The organism is Limnoraphis robusta BA-68 BA1, assembly GCF_034932365.1.
GTDB classification, from domain to species: Bacteria; Cyanobacteriota; Cyanobacteriia; order Cyanobacteriales; family Microcoleaceae; genus Capilliphycus; species Capilliphycus robustus.
The window spans coordinates 86,469-111,846 of sequence record NZ_JAYGHR010000008.1; the positions used below are offsets into that span (position 1 = coordinate 86,469).

Sequence of the window (25,378 nt, forward strand, 5' to 3'; positions counted from 1 at the left end):
ATTTAGCGATCGCGCTTAAAGATTAACGATTCCGCTCAACCGACGGCGTAAAATTCCTTTTAGGAGTTCTATCTTTGGAGGAGCAACTTTTGGTAAAAGTATATCGGTAAAAGTATTGTTTCCTTCAAAGTTTATACCCGCATCACCTTGTTTATTCATTTTAACTGCTATTCTCTGACTGCCATCCAAATTATTGACAACATAATCCATCACAATTAAGCTAATATTTCGTTGAGGATTATCAGACAGGCTATCTGTTTTAAATCGTGTTGTTAGCTCTATATTCTGCAACAGGGAATCTTGAATAATCCAAATAGATTTTCCACCCCATTGATAAGCCAAAGCAGTTTTTGCGAATAATTGAGTAACCATTCGTCCCCAAACTTGTCGTTTGTTGATTCCCGGACTATTATGGTCAGAAGTAAGAATTGCATTGCGAAAAGCACTTCTGATATCTGTTTGACTGCCTGTATTTGATCCGCTCGTACTTGCTGTCATTATTTCAAAAATAAACAGATTAGACAAGTCTGGAAGGGGAATGGATACATCAGCAAACTTGCGTTGACCTCTTGGATAGTAACCATTATCTTTTGCCAATCTAACAAGGTTTTTTAGATCTCCATCTGTTGAATCTAACAAATCATTACTGCCATCTAAAAATTGTTGCAGAGAAGTTTCAACTAATGGAGCCGCTATATAATCAAAATGGTAATTGATCTGAGCATTATTAACCTGATGATTTAATACAACTTCCGACCATATACCTATATTTACTCGCCGAGGTAAACCCGCACTTACTAACAAATTATGCTCGTGTGATTGCAAGGCAAAATTGATCTGAGGTATTTCTAAACTATCTGATTTTGCAGCAAATAGTCTTCGGGGACATACAACCCAAATCTCTTCTTCGGTTTGGATTGAACAAACACCAGGAATGACTTCAGAAATTCCCGAATTGAAGTAACGAGTCAAAGGTTCTTGTACTGTTAACTTAATTTTAGTTTGGTAGCGATTTCCTCCACCATCGCAGATTGCTTCCATGAACGGACATTTCCTGGAACGACGTATTTCTTCTACCTCATCAGTCCGAATATTGACTGGAAAACCAAAAAGTTCAAAAATTTTAGGCATATAATATTGTTTATTCTATCAAAACTTATGCTAAATGCGAATAAATTCTTTTGCTAAAGACTGAGATTTAAGTTGGGGTTGCGTTAATATTTTGCTAAGTTCTTCTGCGATTATTCGTGCAACAGGTGGCGGTACGGAGTTGGCAATTTGGCGATGTTGATCTAGGTATCGAACTCGCCCGGAACGTCCTCGAACAGGGCCTTTCAATAAATAATTGTCTGGATAACCATGAATTCGCATATACTCTCGTGGAGTAAGATATCTGTCTTCTATGGGATGAAAAAAGATCTCTCCACATCTCAAAGTTAGTGAAGGTTTGGAAAAAGAAAGTCGGCGGAATTTAGTTGTATCTTTTTTGGTCAATCTACACCTCTGTGTTTCCGGAAGATGTAGCTCTTTTGCTAAATACGAGCCTTCAGGAACCCCATGAATACGCTGTCGATCTCCGGGGGGAGTAATATCTACATGACTATCTTTTGGAAAAATTTTAATATTTTTTGAAGGTTGATTTAATCCGTCGATCATTTCTCCCACTGTCCGATAATATTGAAGAGGAAATAAAGACAATTGTTGCGCGGGTTTAGCATGAGTTGTGGGGGGGAAATCAAAATCATTTTCTAATTCTGTGGCAACGATGAAAACTCTTTCTCGCAATTGTGCAACACCGTAGTCTGCCGCATTGATAATAGTCATTTTTGCCTGATAACCCAGTTCTTTTAACTGATTAATTAGTCGTTCATAAACACCGCCCGCTTTTCCCTGCTGGTCTGCGGCTGTCAAAATACCTTTTACCTGTTCAATCATTATAGACCTGGGTTTAAAAACAGCAGCAAATCTTACAAACTCGAATAATAATAAGCCTCTCTCGTCACTCAAGGAACCTCGTTTTCCTGCTTGAGAAAAACTTTGGCAGGGACTACCTCCAAATAAAAGATCGAGTTCACCAGGTTTTAAATTAAGATCTTCGATCAAATGAGACGGTTCAATCTCTCTGATATCCCTTTCTATAACCTGAGAAAGCAACTTTTCTCGCGATACAGCATCTCGCAATGTTTCACAGCAATAGGGATCTATTTCAATACAGGCTAAGATATCAAAACCCGCTTGCCTAATTCCAATATCCATCCCACCCGCGCCCGAAAATAGAGATAAAGCTGATAACATAGGTGCTGAAGTCATCTTGACAGAATTATAGAGTAGATTAACATAAATATAACTGATTATTGCTATCGCAAGCCATAGTAAATTTTACTGTAGCTGCGTAAGTCCTGCAACTCTATACTCATCTAATTAAAGTAAGAAAATAATCTTGAAGTTAAATCACATTCTTTTTAGATACCTGCTTAATTACCTTTTGCTATAGACTGGGTTAACAGTTGCTAACCCAATCTTTTGTTTTAAGCCGAAGTCGTTTCGGGAGAAGCAGGTTTTTGAATATCTTCTTCTATTGCTTCTAACGTTTGAATCACTAACCGTTTGGCTTGCAATTTCCAGCCAATTTGTTGAATTTTTATCGCTGCATAACCCCCGAAAACAGTAGCAATTAAATCCAACGGTTGCATAAAAGAAATCCCAAATAACAAACCTAGTCCAGCAATTCCCCAAAAGGGCAATGCAACAGTTTGGCGCTGTTCTTCAATTAACTTACTCATCCAATCAGTTGGCATTTCTTCTAACAGCGCAGCTTTCACTTTTTGTTGTTCTGCCAGGGAAACAGATATCCCTATTTTGCGGCGCAATCGTTGAATTTTACGGGCATCTGTGCTATACTGAGTTAATTCATCTTCAGCCATTAATACCAGACGTTCTAACTGTCCCATTTTTAAATTCCTATTCTTTTATTGCTCATTTTGTCCAGAAAAAAAGGGGTGAGAATCCACCCACCCCACCGAAAATTTAACCTTTTTTCAACAGAGATGAAACCCGATTTTTCAGGGATGCGATCGCAGTTTGTAAACCATTAGATCGAGATTGAGGCGGAACCGCGACTTGGATGGGTTCATCTTTAAATTCTTTGAGACGATAGCCAAATTCGAGTTGATTTTGGTGTTTCCGCAAACGGGGGAAGAGTCGAAACGCCCCTTGTAGCAAGTCTTCCTGACTCCCAAAAATCGCTTGATTGATCTGAGCTGAACTTTTTACCGCCACTACACCAACCGGATACCAGTTCTTTTGTCCCTGAACCCGGATATAAATCTCATAATCAGGGGTGCCGTCAGACTTCATTTTCTCATATTCCTTCGCCGCTTTGCTGCGTTCAACGGCGCGTTTGGAGGGTTTGGCTGGGGGCTGAGTTTTTGCGAATCCTTGTTTTGTCGTCATGGTTGTTAAACGTTAAATGTTATACTTAATAAAAGTTTACAACCTTTTCAGAAATTTGTCTCCCCTCGCCTCAAGCTTGAAACTGAGACAACAGCCAAGTGCTGACTTTACCGTGATTCATTTGGCGACTGCGGCGTAACGCTTCTTCTAACAGTGCTATTTCTAAACCTGCGAAAACTTGAGACTGTTCAATTCTATAACTTCCTCGGTTCTCAATTTTAAAGGCAAGAATTTGAGCAGCTTTAACATCAATAATCCAATATTCTCCGACTCCCAAAGATTCATAAAGTAAACGTTTTTCTCCTTTATCATCAGATAGGGAAGAATAGGCAACTTCTATCACCAAATCCGGCGCAGGATAGGTATTCAAATCAATAATTGTTGCTTCCCAAGGCACAATTTCTGCTTTTGAACCCATATAAAAAGAAACATCCGGTTGTGCTTCATCATAGCCAACTTTGCGATAAGTGCAGTTATCGTGAACATCCAAGTCTAAACCTCGAAGACTTGCATATAAATAGAGAAAGCCAATAACTGCTGCATGATCGCGAGAATGGGGATTTCCAAGGGGAGACATTTCTAACCTCATACGTCCATTAAAATAATAACCTCTGGCTTGTTCATAAGCCGGATTTTCTATAGCGAAAAGGTATTCTTCCCAAGTGGCTTTAATCCAAGTATCGATCAAAACTTGAGTTTTTAACTGAGTCATAACTGCACCATTGCAAGGCATCAATTCTATTATAACTGATGATTAATAATTTGGTAAAACAAAGTAGAGATGTTCGGGGCATCTCTACTCTTTAAACAGCTCAAATTGCTAAACGCTGTTTTAGAAAATTAGCTTTCTTTTACCCTATAATCTGTTGCTAATTTCTTCTCTTAGCGAGAACGAATATTTTTTTCTTTCACCCATTCATCCTCATCCGAATCATACCCAACATAATGCACAAAATATTGATTCTTCTCTTTTTTGATTCGGATCTCTTTAATGGTGGCTTCATACCATTCGCCTTCGTCTTTATCCCAAACTTCTACAGTTTCACCGACGGAAAAACGACTGGTGATAACCGTTTCTGTGGGAGAAAAACTCGGAGTAAAATTACCCGAAGCTGCGGGAAGTTCGGCTTGAACAGAAGCATAAGCATCGAGAATCAGTTTACGGGTTACGGTTTGAATTCCGGTATGTTCATAATAGTTGGTGGTTTGATCAAGAAAGGCTGCTACAAAGTCTAAGTTATCATCAGCAATTTGGATAAAACTTCCCACCTGATTGAGAACAGACTGAGGCGTTACCCCGGTTTTTTGGACTAAATTATTCATCCAGCCTTGTATGGAGTTAAATCCTTGTTTGATAAACCCAAATTTGTCGGAAGCATTGTTACCGGGAATGGCACCACTCACGGAATTGAAGACTTGATTTTGGGCGATAACGCTACTATCTGCACCATCAATCATCCCGTGAATTTTACCAATAAAATCGGGGCCTAACGGTAAAATAGCATCAATACAAACCAATGAAACCATCCGCATTAACGCCGCATCTTGATAGTTATTGGCTAACGCCGTTGCAAACACTTGGGGGTTCGGTTGGGGAATGCCATTTAACTTACAAAACGCGATAATTTCAACGGTAATTTTGAGCAATAAATCAATGGTTTGTGTTAAATCAGCTTTCGGGGTAAAATTGCTTAAAAAGGAAAGAAAGCTAATTTTTTCACCAATTTTATTCGCCAAAGCTGCCGTCGCCATGATCGTATCGGCTGTATCGATAGTTTGATAAAGTTTAATCGCCGTTTGATAACCTTTTTGTGGATCATGATATAATGCAACAGCGCGATCGCGAATTCTCTGAATTTGCTGAGAATTAGTTTCTCCAGTAATGCTCCGAATACTATTATCAAACCCGACTAAATTATTCCACTCACCCGGCATGATATAATCAAGTGCTTTTAAAACTTTTACCGTAATATTATCGGTGGGAAGTTCGTCAACTAACTGAATAATTGATTTATCCATGAGTTATTCCTCAAAGTAAAAAACTTTTTCTAGACAGTCTTAAACAACAGTTACAATGGTGAGACGATGAATACAAACTTTCATCAGCCGTCAGTCAATGTTGAGCCAAGAAGTGTTGAATCGAGAAAAAATACCGATCAAAAAACCAAACAATCAACTGCACTCCAATAATATTCTATTCTACAATACATCTTAAAGGAACAGTTGTGCTGAATCGTCAATTTTGTTTAAACTATGACAACATCCAATCTATCTTATCATTAAGGACGCCAATCCCTCAAACGATTAACCTTTAATCTGACTGATCTAAAAGCAACAAAAATCCTGTAAAATAATACCCTGTCTGTTGTTCGCACTCGCTTAACTCCATGCACTGCAACTACCTCGAACGCATTCTCACCGCCCGTGTTTATGATGTCGCTCAAGAAACGCCGTTAGAACCCGCTCCCAACCTCTCTAAACGACTGAACAATAAACTCCTCCTCAAACGGGAAGATATGCAGTCCGTTTTCTCCTTTAAATTGCGGGGTGCTTACAACAAAATGGCACAACTTCCCCCGGATTTACTCGCCGTTGGGGTAATCGCTGCATCGGCTGGAAATCACGCTCAAGGTGTTGCTTTGGCGGCGAATTATTTAGGAACAAAAGCGATTATTGTCATGCCTGTCACCACTCCCCAAGTAAAAATTGATGCCGTTAAAACCAGAGGTTGCGAGGTGGTATTACACGGAGAAACCTTTGATGAAGCTTATACATATGCTCGTCAATTAGAAATAGAAAAAGGCTTAACTTTTATTCATCCGTTTAATGACCCGGATGTGATTGCTGGACAGGGTACAATTGGCATGGAAATCTTGCGACAATATCAACAACCGATTCATGCAATTTTTGTTGCAATTGGCGGTGGTGGATTAATTTCAGGAATTGCGGCTTATGTCAAACGCTTGCGTCCAGAAATTAAAATAATCGGCGTTGAACCTGTTGATGCGGATGCCATGTCGCAGTCACTTAAAGCCGGACATCGCGTTAAATTATCGCAAGTCGGACTGTTTGCAGATGGCGTTGCGGTGCGCGAAGTTGGAGATGAAACGTTTCGCCTTTGTCAACAATATGTAGATGAAATTATATTAGTCGGAACCGATGATACTTGTGCAGCAATTAAAGATGTTTTTGAAGATACTCGTTCGATTTTAGAACCGGCTGGAGCCTTAGCAATTGCGGGAGCAAAAGCATATGTTGAACGAGAACAAATTCAAGACAAAACATTAGTTGCTGTGGCTTGTGGTGCGAATATGAATTTTGACCGTTTGCGCTTTGTTGCCGAACGTGCTGAACTCGGAGAACGTCGAGAAGCCATTTTTGCGGTGACAATTCCTGAGAAACCTGGAAGTCTTCGCCAGTTTTGTGACTGTTTAGGAAAACGCAATTTAACCGAATTTAACTATCGAATTGCGGAGGAAAAAGAAGCACATATTTTCGTCGGAGTTCAAATTGTAAACCGTGCTGATGCCATGCAATTAATCGAAACATTTGAAGCACAAGGTTTGAAAACTTTAGACTTAACCGATAACGAACTGGTAAAATTACATCTGCGCCACATGGTCGGTGGACGTTCTCCTTTAGCTCACCATGAATTATTGTATCGCTTTGAATTTCCCGAACGTCCCGGCGCATTAATGAAGTTTGTCGCTTCCATGAGTCCCAACTGGAATATTAGCCTCTTTCACTACCGAAATAATGGTTCAGACTACGGCCGAATTGTAGTCGGAATGCAAGTTCCTCCTCAAGAAATGGAACAATGGCAAGCCTTTCTTGATACTCTAGGTTATCGCTATTGGGATGAAAATCAAAATCCCGCTTATCAACTCTTTTTGGGATAATTCTATTACAAAATTATGAGCGTATTATGACTGATAACACTACTCTAGAAGCCTATATTCCTTATCGTCGCAGCGATATTATCGAACTTTGTATTAAAGATGGCAAGTTAAACTCTGAGGAGACTGAAACCTTTAAAGAGTTTTGCCAAATTATCTCGGCGTTTTATCACTTTCGTTTTCATCAAACCCTAGAAATTATCAAAGATAACTATGCCGTTTTTAACCCCAATGCTGATATTGAACCCTTAGAAGAACCCAGTTTAGATCAATATAGCAAAATGCAGTCCAAAGTGATTGAGGCGTTTAACCATATTTTAGAACGAGCGAATTATGTTCGCTTGTCAAAATCAATCGTTCATCAAGCGTTAGGAAAAAAGTCTTTGATTAACTTGCACACTTCTGTTGATTTTAATGACTTTGAGGAATTTATCTGCTATTATCGGGGTGATACCACGACAACAATTAAAGTGAAAAAGTTCTTCTTTTGGGAGAAAGAAAAAACGATTGAGGTTTTTGAACGAATTGTTTTACTACTTAAATTCAAAGGAAAAGGATATTTTCGCCGCAAAGAGTCCAATTCAAAAGCATTAGATGAACTCAAATTTACACCCGGCAAAATGTATGTCTATTTTTATAAAAATATTCCCAAGTTCGATCTTGACTTATTGTTTCCAAATCTGAAAACCAGTATGACTTGGAAAGATCGGTTATTGTTTGGAATTCCGGCAATTGGAGCGGCAATTCCTCTAATCTTAAAAACTTTACCCAATATTTTATTACTGATTGCTGCAATATTACTGGTTTTAAATGCTAGAGATTTAATTCAGTCTTTAAATGTAGAACAGGATAAACTTCAAGATATCATGCCGATTTTAGTCGCAACGTTATCTTTAGCCATGACGCTCGGCGGGTTTGCTTTCAAACAATATAGCCATTACAAAAATAAGAAAATCCTCTTTCAAAAAGATGTCACCGATACACTATTTTTTAAAAATTTAGCGAATAATGATAGTGTTTTTCAGCGATTCATTGATATTGCCGAAGAAGAAGAATGCAAAGAAATAATTTTAGTCTATTATCATCTGTTAACGAGTCAAAACCCCTTGAACCCTGAACAGTTAGATGCTAAAATAGAGAGTTGGATGCAGGAAAACTTAGGAATTAGAATTAACTTTGATATTCATGGCCCGTTAAACAACTTGCAAGAAATTAGAGGAAAAATAGAAGATAATGTGAATGAACCGGAAGTGCCGTTATTATCCTATGATCAACAAGGATATTGTCACGTTATCCCTTTAAAACAAGCAAGAACTGTTATTGATTGGGTTTGGGATAACGCCTTTCAATATAACGGAAAAGCCTTGTAAAAAAATGCGAAACATTCATCAGAATGGCAAACTGGCATCCTAAACCGTCTCGAAAACGTGACTAATCTGTGAAAAACTTGGGCAGCAAGCGAGTTGGACGGCAACAGATGCCTGACTTGTGAAGAAAAAAAGCCTAAGCCGCAGAATTTAGCAATTAATTGTCAAAACTGTAACCATCCCAAGGTAGAATATACATTGTTTATGAATTGCATTTTGCAGTTTGGCCTAACACACGGAACATTTTGATGCAGCAACAGAGTCAAAGCCCTCTTTCCAAACTGGGCATTCAACAAGCCAGTTTAGGAGAAAATCACAAGCTGAAGGTTCGTCGGCATTCTACCGCTTGGACACTTTTGCAGAGTCAAAATAGCGGCTAACACAGGCTGAATGTGTTAGGTTCAACCCAAAATGTAGATTTTTTTCACTCAAGTAAAATCGGAAATTTCGTGCAATCAAATACTGTTAGTCAGGCGACTATTACCGCCTCATTGTCCTCTACAACAGAGTTACCTTTTACTCTCCAAGATGTAAAGGCGGCAATTCCCGCCCATTGTTTTGAACCCTCAGTCTGGAAGTCTTTGAGTTATTTCTTTCTCGATATTTCCATTATTGCCGGGTTGTATGCGATCGCCTATAGCCTTGATTCTTGGTTCTTTTTCCCGATTTTTTGGCTGATGCAAGGAACCATGTTTTGGGCGTTATTTGTGGTGGGACATGATTGTGGTCACGGTTCTTTTTCTAAGCAAAAATGGCTGAATAATTTAATTGGACATTTGTCTCATATTCCCATCCTTGTACCTTTTCACGCCTGGCGAATTAGTCACAGAACCCATCACGCCAATACCGGAAATATTGATAGAGACGAAAGCTGGTATCCGGTTTCTGAAAGTCAGTATGATCAAATGCCTTGGTATGAAAAGCTATTCCGCTTTTATATCCCTTTATTGGCTTATCCAGTTTACCTCCTTCATCCGGCAGGTTCTCATCTTTCTCCGAATACTCGTCTATTCCGTCCTTCAGAAAAATGGGATATTATTACCAGTTCAACTTGCTGGGTATTAATGGTAGGTTTTCTCGGTTTCCTAACCTATGAATTTGGCTGGTTATTCCTGCTGAAATATTATCTCGTTCCCTATATCATTTTTGTGATGTGGTTAGATTTAGTGACCTATTTACATCACACCGAAGCAGATATTCCTTGGTATCGGAACGAAGATTGGTATTTCCTAAAAGGCGCATTATCTACCATTGATCGCGACTATGGTTTTATCAATTCCATTCATCACGATATTGGTACCCATGTCGCCCATCACATTTTCCTCAATATGCCTCACTACCATTTGAAAACCGCAACAGAGGCAATTAAACCGATTTTGGGTGAATATTATCACAAGTCTGACGAACCCATTTGGAAGAGTTTTATTAACTCTTACATGACTTGTCATTTTGTTCCCAACGCGGGAAGTCCGATTTACTATCAGTCTGCTTGGAAGTCGAAAGATTCCTCAAAAACGAACAAGCCTGACTAACTCTATCATCTGAATTTTTTTTGGGGTGGGTATTAATTGCCCACCCTATTTAATTGTTTTACAGATTTTCAGAAACATTGTAATCAGCAAGTCACAATTGGGTATACTAGATAAAACTACTAAGATCAGGCATAAAACAGATGTTTAGCATTGACCCTATTGCTGGATTGCTAGGAAAGTTGATCGACGAAGTTAGTGCTGAGAAGCGAAGAAAGCACGAAGAACGCATGAAAATAATTGCTATGATTTCTGATTCAAAACTTCGCGATGCTTATGTCCATCAACTTTTACTGAATCAGTTTTTTCTTAATTCCAGTGAGAAGGCACAGTATACACTTCAAAATGCTGCTAAACATTCACAGTGGTTGGCAGAAGCGATCAATTATTATCATCAAGATCATGGAGCGACAAAAGAACAAGGAGAACAGATATCTAGAGAACTGCGACTTTTAGCAGTAAAAATCTCAAAAATTGCTTCACTGGATGAGTTAATAGTGGTCTATGAAGCCGCAACTTTATTTACCGATAAACTGTCCAGATTTCGTCACAGGGAACGTAAATATTCCCTAGAGCGTGCAATTCGTGATGGTATCCTTAATCCCTTAAATGACTGTATTGCTATTGAAAATAATCTGCGACGACGAGTAGCTTTAACCTTGTTAGGTGAAAATATAAATCTCAAATTTTTAGAAGAGGCTTAGGAAAATTATGTAAAATAAAGAGTAACGCGATAGGAGCGATCGCCATGACTCTAACCCTTCCAATAAAGTTAGACAATTTAAAGCTTTTCTGACCAAACTCGCTGAATTTCATAATGATCAAATGCCTGATCGCTGCTAACAATTGCCAAAGAATGATTGATCGCCTGTGCAATTAACATTCGATCAAAGGGATCGCGATGATGAAGTGGCAAACTAGCATAACACTGTAAATCAGCAAAAATTAGAGGTAAAACAGTTATATTAAGCTGTTCTAACAAACTAGGTAGTTCTTGAAATTCAAACTGTAACTCTAACTTTTGAATTGAAAGCTTGATGGCAATTTCCCAGAGAGTAATGATACTAACAACCACAGTATCAGCAGTCTCAATAGTGTCTCTAATCTCTGGGGTTAGCTTGGGATTATCATCAAGAAACCAGAGTAAAGTATGAGTGTCTAGCAACATCTACATATAGTCCTTTAAATCTTCAAGCGGTGCATCAAAGTCATCCGACATCCAAATTTTTCCTTTCAATAATCCCGCTTCACGCTTTTTTTTCGGGGGTTCGGGTTGGGGCGATGTCTGGACATATTTCTCTAACAAAAAATCCATATAGTGAACAACTTCCGTTTTCAGGGAGTCAGGAAGGGCTGCAAATTTATCTAAAATCGTTGGTTCTATCATTGGTGTAACGGTGTCACTGTCGAACAAATTTTAAAGATTATTATAACAAATCCCCGCCAACGATTTAACCCGAACACGCTAAACTTTATACAAACGGTGCAGTTTGACTGAGGATAATATTATGGTGCGATTAAAACCTTGGCAATGGGTGATTCTAGCTTTACCGATCGCTTCTGTTGTCATCTTCATCATGGTGACAGCAGGATATCAAATAAATCAATGGGGAATTAACTGGATCTGGGGAATTGTTACCCTAGTTTTTGTCGGTTGGCGGTGGTTGATAGTACGATGGACAAAACCTGCGATCGCACAAATGGAAGCAGTGATAGCAGAAGTGAATAAAGATATCGAAGCCAGTTTAGACAATGCAGAAACGCCCTTAGCCGGAGATGCAGCGACTCAACAAATAGAAACAAAATTACAAGAAATCATCGAACAAACTCGCAATGATGCACCTGTTTGGCAAGATTGGGTCACATTTTGGCAACGATGTCAGGATGTCGTTGTCACAGTCGCTAATACTTACTATCCTGAAGTCAAATATCCTTTATTAAATATCTACATTCCCCAAGCTTATGGACTGATTCGTGGTACTGTTGATGATATGGATCGGTGGATGCAACAGTTATCCCCTGCCCTGAATCAAGTAACAGTTGGTCAAGCTTACCAAGCCATTGAAGTTTACCAAAAATTAGAACCTTCTGCGCGTAAACTTTGGCAAGTTTGGAATTGGGCAATGTGGGTAATTAACCCGGCTGCTGCTGCTGCGAGAGTTGCTAGTAAACGCTACAATGATCAAGCCAATCAACAATTATTGGTAAATTTGAGTCAAATGTTGCGAGAAGTTGCCCTGAGAAATCTCAGTCGTCAAGCCATTACATTGTATTCAGGAACTCAACTTCCGGCGTCTGTTTTTTCCACAGAAACCCCAACTTTACCAAAAGCCCAAACTCAAACTCTACGAGAGATTCTAGAACAAGCAGAACCCACAGAAGCAGTTGAACAAAAACCTGTTAATATTTTACTCGCTGGACGAACCGGAGCGGGAAAAAGTAGTTTAATTAATACTTTATTTCAAGCCGAAAAAGCAGAAGTTGATGTTTTACCGAGTACCGATAAAATTCAAAGTTATCAATGGCAAACGCCCACAGGCGAAACGTTAATATTGTGGGATACTCCGGGTTATGAACAAATTAATCGGTCTGATTTTCGGGATTTAGTATTAGATTTTATCAGAAAAACAGATTTGTTATTATTAGTAACCCCTGCCCTTGATCCAGCGTTACAAATGGATGTAGACTTTTTACAAGATATAAAAGCAGAAGTTGAAGATTTACGGGCAATTACGATTGTAACGCAAGTGGATCGTTTACGTCCCCTTCGAGAGTGGGAACCGCCCTATAATTGGCAAAGTGGAAATCGCCCCAAAGAAATTGCCATTCGAGAAGCAACCCAATATCGAAGTGAACGATTAGGAGAAGTTTGTCATCAGGTTTTACCTGTAGTAACAGGAGATATAAATAGCAGTCGAAAAGATTGGGGGATGGATGCTTTATCGATTGCTTTAGTAGAATTAATTTCCCCAACCAAACAACTCCGGTTAGCCCGATTTTTACGCAATTTAGATGCTCGTACTGTTGCCTCTGCTAAGATTATAGATCGTTATACTTTCCAAATGACAACGACTCAAGGTTTAGCCGCATTAGTCAAAAGTCCAATTCTAAAATATATTGCTACCCTCTCAACAGGTTCCCCGACTTTAGCCTATTTACTGGCTGAACAAATTCCGATTGAACAGTTACCTGTTGTGATTGGGAAACTACAAATGGGATATGATTTGTTTTCTCTGTTAAATCCCGATGAAGGCAAAAATCGCCGGAATTTTGACTTGCTAATGCTGTGGCCGTTATTATTAGAAAATCCAGGTAAACCGGAGCAAAATGCTTGGGCATTTGGTCATGCCTTGGTGGAATATTGGACAAAAGATTTAACGATTGAACAATTGCGAAAACGGTTTGAGTATTATTTTCAGCAGGTGCAGAGTAAATCTGAGATGAGATAAAATTTGTCTATCTTATCCTGTGACACCTAGCAATAAGGCGGAGTTCCTGACTACTAGGTGATATTATATCCGATTCAAGAAATAGGATTTCTGTAGGGGCGGGTTCATTACAGTTTACAGTTATACAGTTATCAGTTACCAGCTTTTACAGTTTACAGTTTACAGTTATTAGTTATTAGTTCTCAGTTATCACTGTTGACTGTTGACTCTATGCACGAAGTTGCTCTCTTGCAAACTTTGCTCTCTTGCAAAGTTCCTTCTTGACGGAAACCGCCAAGATCGGACTTTGCGCTCTCGCCGGAAACCGCCGGGCCGCAAGTTTGCGCTCTACGCAGGCGTAACCCCAAGCTCGCACTTCGCGCTGTTGACTGTTGACTGTTGACTGGTCACTGTAAACTGTTCACTGGTCACTGTTTAAACCCGCCCCAGCCCTAATATTAGAGTTAATCAACCGGACTTGATCTCATTTAATCATCCATTAACTCGTGACTTCAAAACTCGCTTCAATCACTTCAGAGATTTCCTGTAACTCCGGTTCTTTATTTTCCCAAGAAATTTTAAAGGGAAGAGTTCCAAAACAACAAGATTCCCACTCACTCTGAACCGGGACTTGAAACAATTGACATAAGCCACCACGTCGCCCTTCAGGTTTATAGGAGCGGCAATTTTTACAAGTAGATGGAACATTTTTTTGTCTTTTCATTCAATATCTCCGCAGAGCTTCTGATTCGATTGTTTATCACAACCCAGCTTGTGCTTTGTTGCAGAGTTTACAGTTTTACAATTATTGAGATATTGAGATTTGAGTCAAGAATTAAAGGAAAAATTAATTAAAAACTAGACAAGGATAAAAAAATAATATTTTAACAATTCCTTATCCTTGCCTAACTTATTAGGGGGTAAAAGTTTACGGATTGCCGAAACTTTGTGAGCCAGTATAACCGGATAACTCAGCTAATTTATCTAACCGTTGCACCCCAGAATACTGTTGACCGTTCACTTCCCAGGTGGGATAACCCTTAATATTTGCAGCTTGGCACAACTGGGGTTGAGCGTTTTTCCCCTTTGAATCACACTCAATATAAGTCAGCTTCGTAACAGCTTCTTTTCCGAATAATTGCTTTTGAGTTTTGCAATGATCACACCAAAAAGCCCCATACATTTTCGCTCCCACTTGAGTCAGATGTTCGGCTAGGGCTATGTTAGCCGGATTAGATGCTGTTGTCACGCCGTAAGTTTCTTGAGTTCCTGCTTGAGGGTTGTTTAAGGGAGCATAAACACCTAAAGTCCCAATAATGGTGATCATCCCCACAATTAAGCCTGTAAACATAAGTTGACCGATATCTTCCCAAGAATGACCGACAATCGTTAACAGAAATAAACTCAACGAACAAACACCCGAAGCGATACAATATAAACAGAGAGATTGAATTTTAAACGCCATTAAATACATTAAATAGCTGCTAAAAATCATCATGGCGACTCCCCCCGCAAACATCAGCAACCAAGTCCAATATTCGGCTTTTTGACGTAATTCTTTTTGAGACTCCTGGTTAATCAACCAAGGTGCAACAGCCATTGTTCCCATACCGCTATAGGCTAAAAACCCAAACAAAGCTAACGGTAAACCAAACACGACAGCATAGGGACTTGACAGCACCTTGTCACACCCTGTTACGGGACAAGCGGCACTTCCTCCCGTCAACTTGACAATCGTCAGATAAGCGGTAACAACAGCCCCAAAAGCGGCAATCGTTGCGATAATAAAGCGAGATTTGCGTTGAATCCAAGGTGTAGAACGTTGGCGAAGCATAATTACAGTTTCCTATCCTCTATTTTGATGTGATATACTGGCGATCGCTAGAGTGATTAGACGTGCGATTGGATAGCCGCTTTCCTATGAAAATCATATCCCCGATTTTAACCTGTCTGATTTTAGCGGTTGGAATGAGTGCGATCGCAATTGTTTCAGTCCAAAATGCGACCCCCGTCTCAATTAAGTTTCTTACCTTCGAGTCTATACAAATTCCGGTCGGAGTTATTCTGGCGTTTAGTGTGGCTGTCGGGTTGATTTTCACTGCAATTTTAATCCCCATAGGGCAACGAGTCAGCGTCACATCCGAAGAAGAATAAATCTCTGGTAGGGGCGGGTTCCCCAACAATCTATGTCTCCCATAAATAACTGATATAAACCCGCCCCGACAAAAAATTGATGTAGAATTCTGTAGGGGCGGGTTCCCCAACAATCTATGTCTCCCATAAATAACTGATATAAACCCGCCCCTCAACCCGTTATCATCTCATACCATACACCCGACCCCTAAAACCATGTCCGGTTGATTAATGCGTGTCTGGGGACGGGGCGGGTTTTTAAATTTAGTAATGGGTTTCAGAGATGGTTTAGAACCCGCCCCTACATAATCATAATCGATTAGTCGGACATCTTGTAACACCTGTTAACATCGTTGAAAAACAACCGATAAATTATTAGCAGGCATTGAAATCGTTTCGATGTGTTTTAGAGCATGATTTTGGGCGATATTTGTTACTTCTTCCAAGTCTCGGACTCCCCATTCCTGATTCGATAAACGTAGAGATTCATCGAACATTTTATTACTCTCTGCGGTATGTTTTCCCCCTTGTTTGAAGGGGCCGTATAGATATAAAATACCCCCGTCAGGTAAAATCCGCCCCGCTCCCGCCATCAGTCCCAAACAAGCCGACCAAGGGGCAATATGAATCATATTAATACAAACAATTGCAGTAATTTGATTGTTTTCTAATGGGATTTCATGCAATGTGAGAGGTTGTTCAACTGGCCAAACTGATTCTCGCACATCTAAGGCTAAGGGCGGATAAAGATTGTCCGAGGGAAAATAACTTTGCCAAGCCTGAATACTCGCTCTATGGCTAATATCTGGGTCAGAAGGCAACCATTTATGTGCTTTCAAATGAGGAGCAAAAAAGATCGCGTGTTCTCCGGTTCCGCTTGCAATTTCTAATACGATACCCCTTGCTGGTAAAACTCGCTGCAAAACCTCTAAAATCGGCTCGCGGTTGCGTTCTGTTGCAGGGGCGTATTGTCTGACATCTGGAGATTGAGTCATAAAGTCTGATGTGGCAAGAATGTATTTAATCCAAAAGAGTGACTGACAAATGGATGATGCAGTAGATAGAATAGAAACAAAGTTGACTTGAGTCAAGTCTACCAAAAAGGTGAGGAGTTTCTAGCCCATTGTACTGATTATTTTTTGATTGTGATCATGGTTAATTATTACCTTGCTGGCTACACAATAATCGCTCTAGCGGTGGGATTCACTCTCCTCTGGATGTTTATTCAAGATTCTACAGTTTCAATTACCGATAGAACCTGTTGGATTGTATTAATTGGAGCGGCTCTATTTTGGCCGATTGTGTTGCCGATTTCGGTTCGAGAACGAATGGCACAAAGTGATTGCCATTCTAAACAGCAGCCAAATTTCCGAATCGATAGAATCCCTGAGAAACAGCTTTCTGAGTTAGGAACATATCCAAAAGCTTGAGATTATTGCAATAATCAATAGAGGTTTGAAATCTCACCCCACTGTCAAATCAATTTTGATAGGGGGTGAACCGTAATCTCAAACTTGTGAAAAGATATCGATTAGGGTCATACCTGTCGTCTGATCTAAACAGGGAGAACACACCATGCCACATACCATAGTTACTGATGTCTGCGAAGGCGTTGCAGATTGTGTTGCAGCTTGTCCAGTTGCTTGTATTCACGAAGGCCCGAGCAAAAATGCCAAGGGTACTGACTGGTTCTGGATTGATTTTGATACCTGCATTGACTGTGGAATTTGTCTGCAAGTTTGCCCCGTTGTCGGTGCAATTCTCCCAGAAGAAAGACCTGGGTTGCAGAAAACTCCCAGCTAATTAGCAACATTAGCATCAAGTAGGGACGTAAATTTTACGTCCTTACTCTATCGGGGAAATTGACTACAGGTAAAACAACTTTTGAGGTAAAATCAACCCCACAATATAGAGTTAATGTAATAATTTTAGCATCAATTAAACGAGTTTTACTGGGAGGTTGACCAGTACCGGGGTTAACGGGATAAGCCGGAAAACAAGCCCCACTTAAACTTAACCTGATGGCATTTCCTTTGACCATTTTAATACAAGTCGCTTGCAGTCTAATTATCACAGGATTTTCTGAAGATTCAACTCGAATATAACCTTGAGTGAAATTATAAACACAGCCATCTTTTCGCACTTCAGAAAGCACAGCAGATAAATCAAAACTCGGTGTATCCGCTTCACAATAAACCTCTACAAAAACATCGCCAGCCAGATGTAAATCGGTTTCTAAAGGTGTCGAAGTATAGGTTAAAATATCACTGCGACAATCTAAGGCTGAACGTTCAAAAGAACCCGCCGGAAATGTTGCATGACCCCCCAATCCAGGGACAGGTCGCCAAGGATCATGAACTAAAATATCCGTTGAATTTTGCTCAACAAATTCCTGTAAAATTCCCGCATCTTCCCGAACACTCGCCAGTCCGTTCGTCACCAGAAAATAGGATTTAAACTCGGCTTTTGGCCAGGTTTCAAATTCTCGCCATTGGTTACTTCCCATTTCAAATAAAGTGATGGGTAATTCCTCTAAAATTCCGGTATCTATTCCTTTTAAAAAATCATCAAACCAACGAATTTGTAACTCATCAATGGGGTTATCAGCTTCTATTCCATAATCTATTGCACCCACTTTTCTTCCCCAAGGAAGATGCGCCCAAGGCCCGATAATCAGATATTGAGGATGTTGACTGTGACTGACGCTTTCGTGATAAAAGTTCAATGTTCCTCGTAGATAAGTATCGAACCATCCGCCAATATGTAAGATCGGTAAATCAACATTATCGAGATTTGGAGAGAGATTTTTCCAGTAATCACTCGGTTGATGATGTTCAATCCAATCGTGATAAAATGAATCAGGAGCCAACTGTTTTAAAATCTCTGGAACAGCCGGAATTTGTTCAAATAAAGGTATATTACGTGAGGCTTTATAAAGAGCTTGATAGGGGGTTTCATCTCCTTTAATTCGAGCCGTTTCTGCTGCGAGTTGAATCGCCCAGCCTAAATTTGCCTGTAAACAAAACGCTCCTCCCTCATAAGCCCAGTCTGCATATAAATCATAACCAATCATCGCCGGACAAATCGTTTTTAAGGCAGTTGGACAGGTAGAAGCTGCATACAGTTGAGTCATTCCTTGATAAGAAAACCCATACATTCCGACCTTTCCTGAACTTCCCGGTAAATTTGCCACCCAATTTATACTATCTTCTCCGTCTGCTATTTCATTCAAAAAAAGCTTAAATTCACCCTCGGAAGTTCCCCGTCCACGTACATCTTGAATTACAACAATATAACCCTGTTGAGCGTACCATGTCGGGTGAGCATAAACAACTGTTGACGCGATCGCTCTCCCATAGGGTTGTCGCATTAATAAAACTGGAAATTCTCCTGTTTCTTCGGGACGATAAATATCCGCATCCAAACGGACACCATCCCGAGTTAACATTGATTGAGTTTGCTTAATAATTCTCATTGATAGCAAATTGAACTATACTAGAAAAAATGATGATCTCTAAAAATAAAACACACTGATTATTATGGTACTTACTCCAGGTTTATTAGAGTCTCTTCCCGCTTGGTTCGCCACCAATAATCCTGATAATGATACACTAACCTCCGAACAGGCTTCCTCCTCTACAACAGTATTAGCTTTTCAGGATAATGATACCATTACTGGGTCACAAAATGGGGATGTCATTTATGGGGGTCAAGGCAATGATGAATTATTTGGACAAGCAGGTGCAGATACTTTATTCGGAAATAAAGATACTGATTTATTAGATGGAAGTTTAGGCGATGATTTGTTATGGGGTGGAAGTGGATCGGATTTATTAGTCGGAGGAGAAGGAGTTGATACTTTAATTGGCGATCGCGAAGTTGATGTTTATAAAGGCGGTGAAGCTGGGGATGTTTTTGTGTTGCGAACCGATCAAGCCGGACAAATTCAAGACATTAATTCTTTGCTGTCTTTAATTCCAGGAGTACCGGATGAAATAGAACTTCCTGATGCAATTATTACTGATTTTAATGCGGCTAATGATAAAATCGGACTAACAGAAGGGTTAACCCGACAAGAGATTACCTTTGAAACTTTTAACAGTCTGGAAACTTTTGGAGTAACCACAAACTTCATTCTTCCTATCGTTTTATCTTCAGTACCCAATGCACTTGACTTTTTAGAGAAAGGAGGGATATCCCCCGAAGATCTCGATCCAGATGACGATGGAGTTATCACGGGGACTGCTATTAGAATAACGGAAAATAATCAGTTATTGGGATATGTTTTGAATGTTGAACCGGAAGTTTTAGCCAATTTAGGAAGTGATCGGTTTATGTCTGCGGATGGACTGTTTTAAACAGAGGATAAATGAATCATTGAAGCCGCAGCAAAGCCATCAACCCGAGTCAATACTGTTAAATCTTCTTCGTCTAATTCGACAGGTATTCCCCGACGAATTAATTCTGCAAAATCTTCATTCGGAACCATAATACAGAGGGCGTATAACCGAGTCGAACCTGTATTTTCAATCATATGGGTTCCGGTTGGGGGAACTAAAATACTATCACCTGCTTGAATGTTGACTTGTTTTCCATCACAACTAGCGACTCCTTCCCCTTTGATAATGAAAAACATCTCAACAGCGAGTTGATGTCGGTTGGGTGGGGTTTTTCCACCGATATCGAATATTTCCAAACAAACGGTTATTGAAGCGTTAGCGACATCGGGATCAAACACCAACGCCAAGCGGTTGGTATCGTGAGGACTAATACGGTAAGCTTGGTAATCTTTAGGAGATTTGACAATGGGGATCATACAGCGATCGCTCATCTTTTGTTGTCCTCATCTGTGTCTGTTTCCATTGCTATTGTGACTGATTTTTGGAGAATGCGATCGCTATTTTCTCAAGTTTTGTAAACTTCAATTTGAATTTTGTATCAATGCCAACCTACTTTCTATTAGCAGTTCATCGAAAATTGATTCTAGAATGGGGAAAAATTTAAGATTAATTTCGGATTTTGTAGAATGAGAACTTCTGTAAATTTTAAGTTCATAAAACTTCAAAATGAACTCGAGTAATCTTTCCCCCTTCAAATGTACTAACATCCTGTATTGACAAATCCATAAAAATATGATTTCAAACGTTTTTGAGATCTCAATTTCTGAAGTTCACCCTGTTATGTAAAGCCAGACTTGGATGATCACCAGTTTTTTTAAAGCTTTTGTAAAGTTACTGGATGGAACTCGTTTAAAAAGACGTTAAGAATATGTATTTTTTTTTTGATAAAAAAAACTTATACTGAGTTAAGTTTAACTAATCTTCCATAATTTCCCTCTAATCAACTTAAGACAAGCAAGTGAAAAGTAACTTAGAAATACACAAACAACCACCCATACAATATTACCATGAATTATCAAGATCCGGCTTTGGTCATCAATGATTTTCATCAAAGAAAAGTATTTGGCAATCTTGAATCAAATCTTGATTTTTTGGAGAAAGCAAATCTTCTGAAATCAACTGATACTATTTTAGAAATTGGCAGTGGAAATGGCAATTTACTCAACCACTTCTATCGTCAAGAATATCTGATAACAGGAATAGAAATTAACCCCGTCAGAATTAAAGAAAGTCAAACGCTATATGGTGATTTACCATTATCGCAAGTAGATTCAGAAGCGTTACCCTTTCCCAATAACTCCTTCGATGTTGTGATGAGTTTTGATGTGTTTGAACATATCCCCAACTCTGATTTACATTTACAAGAAGTTCATCGCGTTTTAAAACCAGAAGGCTTGTATATTGTTCAAACCCCAAACAAACTAACCAATAGTGTATTTGAAACGATTCGATGGCGAAGTTTCACCAAATGGCAAGTCGATCATTGTTCTTTACATACTTACTGGGGAATGATTAAAAGATTAAAGAAAAATGGATTTAATTCAATACAATTTTATGATGTTCCGACTGTCACCGATTTTTTCAAAGTCAAGGTCAAGACTTATCTAGGAGGGTTGGGATTAGCAGCTTTAAAAGTTTTTAATCCCGATCACTTACCTCTATCTTTAAGAACGAATTTTTACCTAACAGCAAAGCGTACAGGAGTCTAAGTCTAATCGGAATAAAACAGTTAAAACAGAACAAGAAAAAGAGTTTAGGTTTAGAGGATTTATCCTCATTTTGAACCTAAACTCAATCTGCAAAATTGATTGATTATTTAATTCTTGTTTTTAGAGATTTCTGAATCTTGCTCATTGATTGAATGAGATGAACCATTTTTACCATTCCCATTCTGATAATGACCATTGGTATGATGACCATTCCCATTCCCATTCCAGTCTTGAAAATGTCCGTTGGTTTCTGGGACTGGATGTAAATCTTTTTCAGGCGATGATTTCCCAAAAAATTTGAGTTGTAACGTTTGAGCGATCGCATAAAAAACCGGAATAATATACAAACTCAAAATTGTTGAAATCAGCATTCCGCCTAACACACACAACCCAATAGAAACCCGACTCGCTGCACCCGCACCTGTTGCTAAAGCGAGGGGAAGTACACCAAAAATTGTTGAAAAAGCCGTCATTAAAATCGCTCTAAATCGTACCGTTCCCGCCTCAATTGCTGCTTCAGTAATCGATAATCCTTGTTCTCGGAGTTGGTTGGCAAACTCCACAATCAAAATAGAGTTTTTGGTCGCTAAACCAATCAACATAATTAACCCAATGCGGCTGTAAATATCCAACTCCAACCCCGCGATCCATAACGCAGCAAAAGCACCCAAAAGCGATAACGGAACCGCCAACAACACAATTAACGGATCAACATAACTTTCAAATTGTGCGGCTAAAGTCAGGAAAATAAACGCCATCGCCAAACCAAAAATCAGCAATGTTGCATCACCCGCTTCTCTAAACTCTCGGGACTCACCGGATAAGTCGGTTCGCATTCCGTCCGGTAATGTTTCCCTCGCTAATTCTTCCAAAGCAGTGATCGCATCCCCTAAACTCACACCCGCCGCCGGACTTCCTTCTATTTCTGCGGAACGAAAGCGGTTAAAGTGATTAATTTCGGGAGGCGTTGTAGACGTTTTAACCGTAACTAAACTACTCAAAGGAATCATTTGTCCCTGTTGAGTTCTCACATATAATTCCCGAATATCATCGGGAGTCGAACGATATTCTTTTTCACCCCGAACCACGACTTCATAGCGCTGATTTCCCTCATTATAATTGGTGATATTTTCGCCGCCTAACATAATCTGTAGAGTCCGAGAAATATCCTGAACTGATACGCCTAAATTTCCGGCTAAGGCGCGATCCACTTCTAAAACTAACTCCGGTTTACTAATCTGTAAATTGCTGTCAACATTCACCACTTGGGGTAATTCTTGGGCTTGTTTTGCAAATTCATCAGACACTCTAGCCAGTTCTTGTAAATCGGTTCCTTGAATCACAAATTTAATCGGTTGACCGCTACCTGTTCCGGGTAACGAACTGGGATTAATAGCAAACGCTAAAGCCTCTGTAATCTTAGATAATTTGCCAATTAATTGTTTAACAATTTCTTGTTGAGACTGACCGGGTTCTGTTCGTTCTGACCAGGGAATTAAACGAGTAAAAGCAGCACCTCGGTTTGCTTGAGATGCACCTCGACCAAACCCTGACAAGGTAAAATAAGATTGCATTTCAGGAACATCAGCCAGGATGTCTTCCACTTGTAAAATCACATTATTTGTATATTCTACGCTCGCACCTTCCGGTGAACTAACCCGAACAAAAACTCGTCCTCGATCTTCAGTCGGTAAAAAACCTTGAGGGATTTGTAAAAACAGCCATGCAGTCACCGCTAAAGAAATTAGAAAAACGAGTAATACAATCGGTTTGAGTTGCATGACTAACTTTAAAGAACTGCCATAAGCCGCTTGAATGAGATTGAGTATCCATTCAATCAGATCCAGAGGAAAAGACAAAATTTTCATTAAAGCATTGCGCTTTTTTTCAGTATTACTCGGCTTAAGAATGAGCGCCGAAACCGCAGGGGCAAGCGTTAACGCCACGAAAGTCGAGACCACGACAGAACCTGCTAAGGTAATCGCAAATTCATTAAATAATCTTCCTGTTGTTCCCCCAGAAAATCCCACCGGAACAAACACTGCTACTAACACAACCGTTGTCGCAATCACCGCAAAAACGACTTCTCCCACCGCCTCTAAAGCAGCGGTCAGGGGTTTCATGCCTTTTTCATCAATATAGCGAACGATATTTTCGAGAACAACAATCGTGTCATCAACCACTAAACCTGTAGCCAAAGTGAGGGCAAATAGGGTTAAGGTATTAATCGAAAATCCGAGCGCAAACATCACCCCCAACACCCCAATTAAAGACACCGGAATGGTAATCGTCGGAATCAAAGTCGCTCGCCAGTTTCGCAAGAAAACAAAGATCACAAGGATAACTAAAGCAATCGCTATAAACAAACTCTGCCAAACTTCTGCAATGGCAATTTCTACAAATTCAGAATAGTCAACCACAATGGTATAACTCATTCCTTCGGGGAAGTTTTTGGCAAGTTCTGCCATTTTTGCTTTGATTCCACTTGCCACTTCGAGAAGGTTTGAACCTGAAAGTCTACTAATCCCCACAGACACCGCAGGTAAACCTCGAAAACGGGCAATTGTCCGATCATCTTGAGGGCCGATTTCTGCTCGTCCAATCTCTCTTAAACGGATTTGGGAGCCATCAGCATTGCTTCTAATAATTAGATCTTCATATTCTTCAGGTCGTTGTAAACGTCCGAGTGTTCTGACTGGATATTCAGTCATTTCTCCTTCAATTCGACCACTCGGAATCTCTACGTTTTGTCGTCTTAAAGCTTGTTCAACATCTAACGCCGTAACATTTCGAGCCGCCATTCTTTGCGAATCTAGCCACAATCGCATCGCATAACGACGTTCTCCCCCTATCGTAACGCTCCCAACTCCATCAACGGTTTCGAGTGCATTTTTGATAAACAAATCTACATAGTTACTCAGTTCTAAAGTTGTGAAGTTTTCTCCCGAAATCGCAATCCGCATAATCGCTTCATCGTCGCTACTTTCTTTGGTAACAACCGGGGGATCAATATCGTCTGGAAGTCTGCGAATGGCTTGGGAAACTCGGTTTCTCACGTCTTGCGCGGCGACTTCTAAATCTTGTTCTAAATTAAACTGAACTTGGATGGTACTCACCCCTTCCCGAGTAGATGAAGTTAAAGTATTAATACCCTGAGCGCCATTGACTGCGGCTTCGATAATTTCTGTTACTTCTGTTTCTACAACTTCTGGGTTTGCACCGGGATATGTTGTCCGAATCGTGACTAGCGGTGGGTCAATACTGGGAAATTCTTGCACCGGAAGCCGACTATAACTGATGAATCCAATCAATATAATCATCAGGGAACAAACAGACGCAAAGACTGGTCTTTTGATAAAGAAGTGGGTGAACATAATGAGTGAGATCCATTAAAAAAATGAGCGTTAATCTTTTTTTGAAAAAGACGTTTAAAGGGGATAATTTTGAGTATTCATCCCGAATG

The 25,378-nt window shown here is 39.7% G+C and carries 25 protein-coding genes; 11 read left to right on the forward strand and 14 right to left on the reverse strand.

The window, feature by feature from the left end:
• Window positions 1-15: 15 nt before the first annotated feature.
• The 6 genes from VB836_RS06060 to VB836_RS06085 form a co-directional block, all read right to left on the reverse strand.
• Window positions 16-1,131 (reverse strand): hypothetical protein, encoded by a 1,116-nt coding sequence (locus tag VB836_RS06060; protein ID WP_323218481.1) that lies wholly within the window; start codon window positions 1,129-1,131, stop codon window positions 16-18.
• 30 nt (window positions 1,132-1,161) lie between these two features.
• On the reverse strand, window positions 1,162-2,310 hold the full coding sequence (locus VB836_RS06065) for a DNA cytosine methyltransferase (RefSeq protein WP_323218482.1): 1,149 nt from the start codon (window positions 2,308-2,310) through the stop codon (window positions 1,162-1,164).
• A 218-nt stretch (window positions 2,311-2,528) separates the two neighbouring features.
• On the reverse strand, window positions 2,529-2,951 hold the full coding sequence (locus tag VB836_RS06070) for a hypothetical protein (protein ID WP_323218483.1): 423 nt from the start codon (window positions 2,949-2,951) through the stop codon (window positions 2,529-2,531).
• A gap of 76 nt (window positions 2,952-3,027) precedes the next feature.
• Complete coding sequence (locus tag VB836_RS06075) at window positions 3,028-3,453, reverse strand: HHL1-like protein (RefSeq protein ID WP_323218484.1); 426 nt, start codon at window positions 3,451-3,453, stop codon at window positions 3,028-3,030.
• A 70-nt stretch (window positions 3,454-3,523) separates the two neighbouring features.
• Window positions 3,524-4,165 carry a Uma2 family endonuclease gene (locus tag VB836_RS06080; RefSeq protein WP_323218485.1) on the reverse strand — a complete coding sequence of 214 codons (642 nt, stop codon included), beginning with the start codon at window positions 4,163-4,165 and terminating at the stop codon, window positions 3,524-3,526.
• 170 nt (window positions 4,166-4,335) lie between these two features.
• On the reverse strand, window positions 4,336-5,472 hold the full coding sequence (locus VB836_RS06085; RefSeq protein ID WP_323218486.1) for a Tudor-knot domain-containing protein: 1,137 nt from the start codon (window positions 5,470-5,472) through the stop codon (window positions 4,336-4,338).
• 368 nt (window positions 5,473-5,840) lie between these two features.
• On the opposite strand from VB836_RS06085, the gene ilvA reads away from it, so the two are divergent.
• The 5 genes from ilvA to VB836_RS06110 all read left to right on the forward strand — a co-directional run bounded on the left by ilvA (window position 5,841) and on the right by VB836_RS06110 (window position 10,949).
• On the forward strand, window positions 5,841-7,352 hold the full coding sequence (ilvA, locus tag VB836_RS06090) for a threonine ammonia-lyase, biosynthetic (protein ID WP_323218487.1): 1,512 nt from the start codon (window positions 5,841-5,843) through the stop codon (window positions 7,350-7,352).
• Window positions 7,353-7,378: 26 nt separating this feature from the next.
• Window positions 7,379-8,719 carry a TMEM143 family protein gene (locus tag VB836_RS06095; protein ID WP_323218488.1) on the forward strand — a complete coding sequence of 447 codons (1,341 nt, stop codon included), beginning with the start codon at window positions 7,379-7,381 and terminating at the stop codon, window positions 8,717-8,719.
• Window positions 8,720-8,964: 245 nt separating this feature from the next.
• Complete coding sequence (locus VB836_RS06100; protein ID WP_281062867.1) at window positions 8,965-9,096, forward strand: hypothetical protein; 132 nt, start codon at window positions 8,965-8,967, stop codon at window positions 9,094-9,096.
• A 69-nt stretch (window positions 9,097-9,165) separates the two neighbouring features.
• Window positions 9,166-10,248: a DUF3474 domain-containing protein gene (locus tag VB836_RS06105; RefSeq protein WP_323218489.1), complete on the forward strand. Its 1,083-nt coding sequence runs from the start codon at window positions 9,166-9,168 to the stop codon at window positions 10,246-10,248.
• A gap of 140 nt (window positions 10,249-10,388) precedes the next feature.
• Window positions 10,389-10,949: a hypothetical protein gene (locus VB836_RS06110; protein ID WP_323218490.1), complete on the forward strand. Its 561-nt coding sequence runs from the start codon at window positions 10,389-10,391 to the stop codon at window positions 10,947-10,949.
• A gap of 77 nt (window positions 10,950-11,026) precedes the next feature.
• Here the strand turns inward: VB836_RS06110 and VB836_RS06115 are convergent, their stop codons facing one another.
• The gene (locus tag VB836_RS06115) at window positions 11,027-11,413 is read right to left on the reverse strand and encodes a type II toxin-antitoxin system VapC family toxin (protein ID WP_323218491.1); all 387 of its coding nucleotides are present in this window, start codon (window positions 11,411-11,413) and stop codon (window positions 11,027-11,029) included.
• Window positions 11,414-11,632, reverse strand: coding sequence for a type II toxin-antitoxin system VapB family antitoxin (gene vapB / locus VB836_RS06120; protein ID WP_323218492.1), 219 nt, complete (start codon window positions 11,630-11,632; stop codon window positions 11,414-11,416).
• Between the two features lie 121 nt (window positions 11,633-11,753).
• Here vapB and VB836_RS06125 point away from each other — a divergent pair, with 121 nt between their 5' ends.
• On the forward strand, window positions 11,754-13,694 hold the full coding sequence (locus tag VB836_RS06125; RefSeq protein WP_323218493.1) for a GTPase family protein: 1,941 nt from the start codon (window positions 11,754-11,756) through the stop codon (window positions 13,692-13,694).
• Between the two features lie 478 nt (window positions 13,695-14,172).
• Here VB836_RS06125 and VB836_RS06130 read toward each other — a convergent pair whose 3' ends face one another.
• Window positions 14,173-14,397: a hypothetical protein gene (locus VB836_RS06130; RefSeq protein ID WP_323218494.1), complete on the reverse strand. Its 225-nt coding sequence runs from the start codon at window positions 14,395-14,397 to the stop codon at window positions 14,173-14,175.
• Between the two features lie 204 nt (window positions 14,398-14,601).
• Complete coding sequence (locus VB836_RS06135) at window positions 14,602-15,507, reverse strand: vitamin K epoxide reductase family protein (protein WP_323218496.1); 906 nt, start codon at window positions 15,505-15,507, stop codon at window positions 14,602-14,604.
• Window positions 15,508-15,593: 86 nt separating this feature from the next.
• Between VB836_RS06135 and VB836_RS06140 the strand changes: the two genes are divergently transcribed.
• Entirely contained in the window at window positions 15,594-15,827 is a 234-nt protein-coding gene (locus VB836_RS06140; protein WP_046279658.1) for a LapA family protein, read from the forward strand.
• A 323-nt stretch (window positions 15,828-16,150) separates the two neighbouring features.
• Here VB836_RS06140 and VB836_RS06145 read toward each other — a convergent pair whose 3' ends face one another.
• On the reverse strand, window positions 16,151-16,801 hold the full coding sequence (locus VB836_RS06145; RefSeq protein WP_046276489.1) for a DUF938 domain-containing protein: 651 nt from the start codon (window positions 16,799-16,801) through the stop codon (window positions 16,151-16,153).
• Between the two features lie 156 nt (window positions 16,802-16,957).
• Here VB836_RS06145 and VB836_RS06150 point away from each other — a divergent pair, with 156 nt between their 5' ends.
• Together VB836_RS06150 and VB836_RS06155 are read left to right on the forward strand one after the other, a co-directional pair.
• Entirely contained in the window at window positions 16,958-17,236 is a 279-nt protein-coding gene (locus tag VB836_RS06150) for a hypothetical protein (RefSeq protein ID WP_323218497.1), read from the forward strand.
• Window positions 17,237-17,381: 145 nt separating this feature from the next.
• Window positions 17,382-17,609 (forward strand): indolepyruvate ferredoxin oxidoreductase subunit alpha, encoded by a 228-nt coding sequence (locus tag VB836_RS06155; RefSeq protein WP_323218498.1) that lies wholly within the window; start codon window positions 17,382-17,384, stop codon window positions 17,607-17,609.
• A gap of 34 nt (window positions 17,610-17,643) precedes the next feature.
• Here the strand turns inward: VB836_RS06155 and VB836_RS06160 are convergent, their stop codons facing one another.
• Window positions 17,644-19,281, reverse strand: a complete 1,638-nt coding sequence (locus VB836_RS06160) for a CocE/NonD family hydrolase (RefSeq protein ID WP_323218499.1) — start codon at window positions 19,279-19,281, stop codon at window positions 17,644-17,646.
• Window positions 19,282-19,345: 64 nt separating this feature from the next.
• Here VB836_RS06160 and VB836_RS06165 point away from each other — a divergent pair, with 64 nt between their 5' ends.
• Window positions 19,346-20,164 carry a calcium-binding protein gene (locus VB836_RS06165; RefSeq protein WP_323218500.1) on the forward strand — a complete coding sequence of 273 codons (819 nt, stop codon included), beginning with the start codon at window positions 19,346-19,348 and terminating at the stop codon, window positions 20,162-20,164.
• Here VB836_RS06165 and VB836_RS06170 read toward each other — a convergent pair.
• Window positions 20,161-20,637: a cupin domain-containing protein gene (locus VB836_RS06170; protein WP_323218501.1), complete on the reverse strand. Its 477-nt coding sequence runs from the start codon at window positions 20,635-20,637 to the stop codon at window positions 20,161-20,163. The genes VB836_RS06165 and VB836_RS06170 overlap by 4 nt on opposite strands.
• Window positions 20,638-21,213: 576 nt before the next feature.
• On the opposite strand from VB836_RS06170, the gene VB836_RS06175 reads away from it, so the two are divergent.
• Entirely contained in the window at window positions 21,214-21,915 is a 702-nt protein-coding gene (locus tag VB836_RS06175) for a class I SAM-dependent methyltransferase (protein ID WP_323218502.1), read from the forward strand.
• Window positions 21,916-22,022: 107 nt separating this feature from the next.
• Here the strand turns inward: VB836_RS06175 and VB836_RS06180 are convergent, their stop codons facing one another.
• Complete coding sequence (locus VB836_RS06180) at window positions 22,023-25,289, reverse strand: efflux RND transporter permease subunit (protein WP_323218503.1); 3,267 nt, start codon at window positions 25,287-25,289, stop codon at window positions 22,023-22,025.
• Window positions 25,290-25,378: the final 89 nt, after the last annotated feature.

Coding starts and splice junctions, on each gene's coding strand:
- VB836_RS06100 (WP_281062867.1), top strand. CDS start 8,965: ATGCAGCAACAGAGTCAAAGCCCTCTTTCCAAACTGGGCATTCAACAA.
- VB836_RS06070 (WP_323218483.1), bottom strand. CDS start 2,951: ATGGGACAGTTAGAACGTCTGGTATTAATGGCTGAAGATGAATTAACT.
- VB836_RS06160 (WP_323218499.1), bottom strand. CDS start 19,281: ATGAGAATTATTAAGCAAACTCAATCAATGTTAACTCGGGATGGTGTC.
- VB836_RS06130 (WP_323218494.1), bottom strand. CDS start 14,397: ATGAAAAGACAAAAAAATGTTCCATCTACTTGTAAAAATTGCCGCTCC.
- VB836_RS06155 (WP_323218498.1), top strand. CDS start 17,382: ATGCCACATACCATAGTTACTGATGTCTGCGAAGGCGTTGCAGATTGT.
- VB836_RS06115 (WP_323218491.1), bottom strand. CDS start 11,413: ATGTTGCTAGACACTCATACTTTACTCTGGTTTCTTGATGATAATCCC.
- VB836_RS06150 (WP_323218497.1), top strand. CDS start 16,958: ATGGTTAATTATTACCTTGCTGGCTACACAATAATCGCTCTAGCGGTG.
- VB836_RS06095 (WP_323218488.1), top strand. CDS start 7,379: ATGACTGATAACACTACTCTAGAAGCCTATATTCCTTATCGTCGCAGC.
- VB836_RS06075 (WP_323218484.1), bottom strand. CDS start 3,453: ATGACGACAAAACAAGGATTCGCAAAAACTCAGCCCCCAGCCAAACCC.
- VB836_RS06165 (WP_323218500.1), top strand. CDS start 19,346: ATGGTACTTACTCCAGGTTTATTAGAGTCTCTTCCCGCTTGGTTCGCC.
- VB836_RS06060 (WP_323218481.1), bottom strand. CDS start 1,131: ATGCCTAAAATTTTTGAACTTTTTGGTTTTCCAGTCAATATTCGGACT.
- ilvA (WP_323218487.1), top strand. CDS start 5,841: ATGCACTGCAACTACCTCGAACGCATTCTCACCGCCCGTGTTTATGAT.
- VB836_RS06180 (WP_323218503.1), bottom strand. CDS start 25,289: ATGTTCACCCACTTCTTTATCAAAAGACCAGTCTTTGCGTCTGTTTGT.
- VB836_RS06140 (WP_046279658.1), top strand. CDS start 15,594: ATGAAAATCATATCCCCGATTTTAACCTGTCTGATTTTAGCGGTTGGA.
- VB836_RS06170 (WP_323218501.1), bottom strand. CDS start 20,637: ATGAGCGATCGCTGTATGATCCCCATTGTCAAATCTCCTAAAGATTAC.
- VB836_RS06175 (WP_323218502.1), top strand. CDS start 21,214: ATGAATTATCAAGATCCGGCTTTGGTCATCAATGATTTTCATCAAAGA.
- VB836_RS06125 (WP_323218493.1), top strand. CDS start 11,754: ATGGTGCGATTAAAACCTTGGCAATGGGTGATTCTAGCTTTACCGATC.
- VB836_RS06080 (WP_323218485.1), bottom strand. CDS start 4,165: ATGACTCAGTTAAAAACTCAAGTTTTGATCGATACTTGGATTAAAGCC.
- VB836_RS06110 (WP_323218490.1), top strand. CDS start 10,389: ATGTTTAGCATTGACCCTATTGCTGGATTGCTAGGAAAGTTGATCGAC.
- VB836_RS06145 (WP_046276489.1), bottom strand. CDS start 16,801: ATGACTCAATCTCCAGATGTCAGACAATACGCCCCTGCAACAGAACGC.
- vapB (WP_323218492.1), bottom strand. CDS start 11,632: ATGATAGAACCAACGATTTTAGATAAATTTGCAGCCCTTCCTGACTCC.
- VB836_RS06065 (WP_323218482.1), bottom strand. CDS start 2,310: ATGACTTCAGCACCTATGTTATCAGCTTTATCTCTATTTTCGGGCGCG.
- VB836_RS06085 (WP_323218486.1), bottom strand. CDS start 5,472: ATGGATAAATCAATTATTCAGTTAGTTGACGAACTTCCCACCGATAAT.
- VB836_RS06135 (WP_323218496.1), bottom strand. CDS start 15,507: ATGCTTCGCCAACGTTCTACACCTTGGATTCAACGCAAATCTCGCTTT.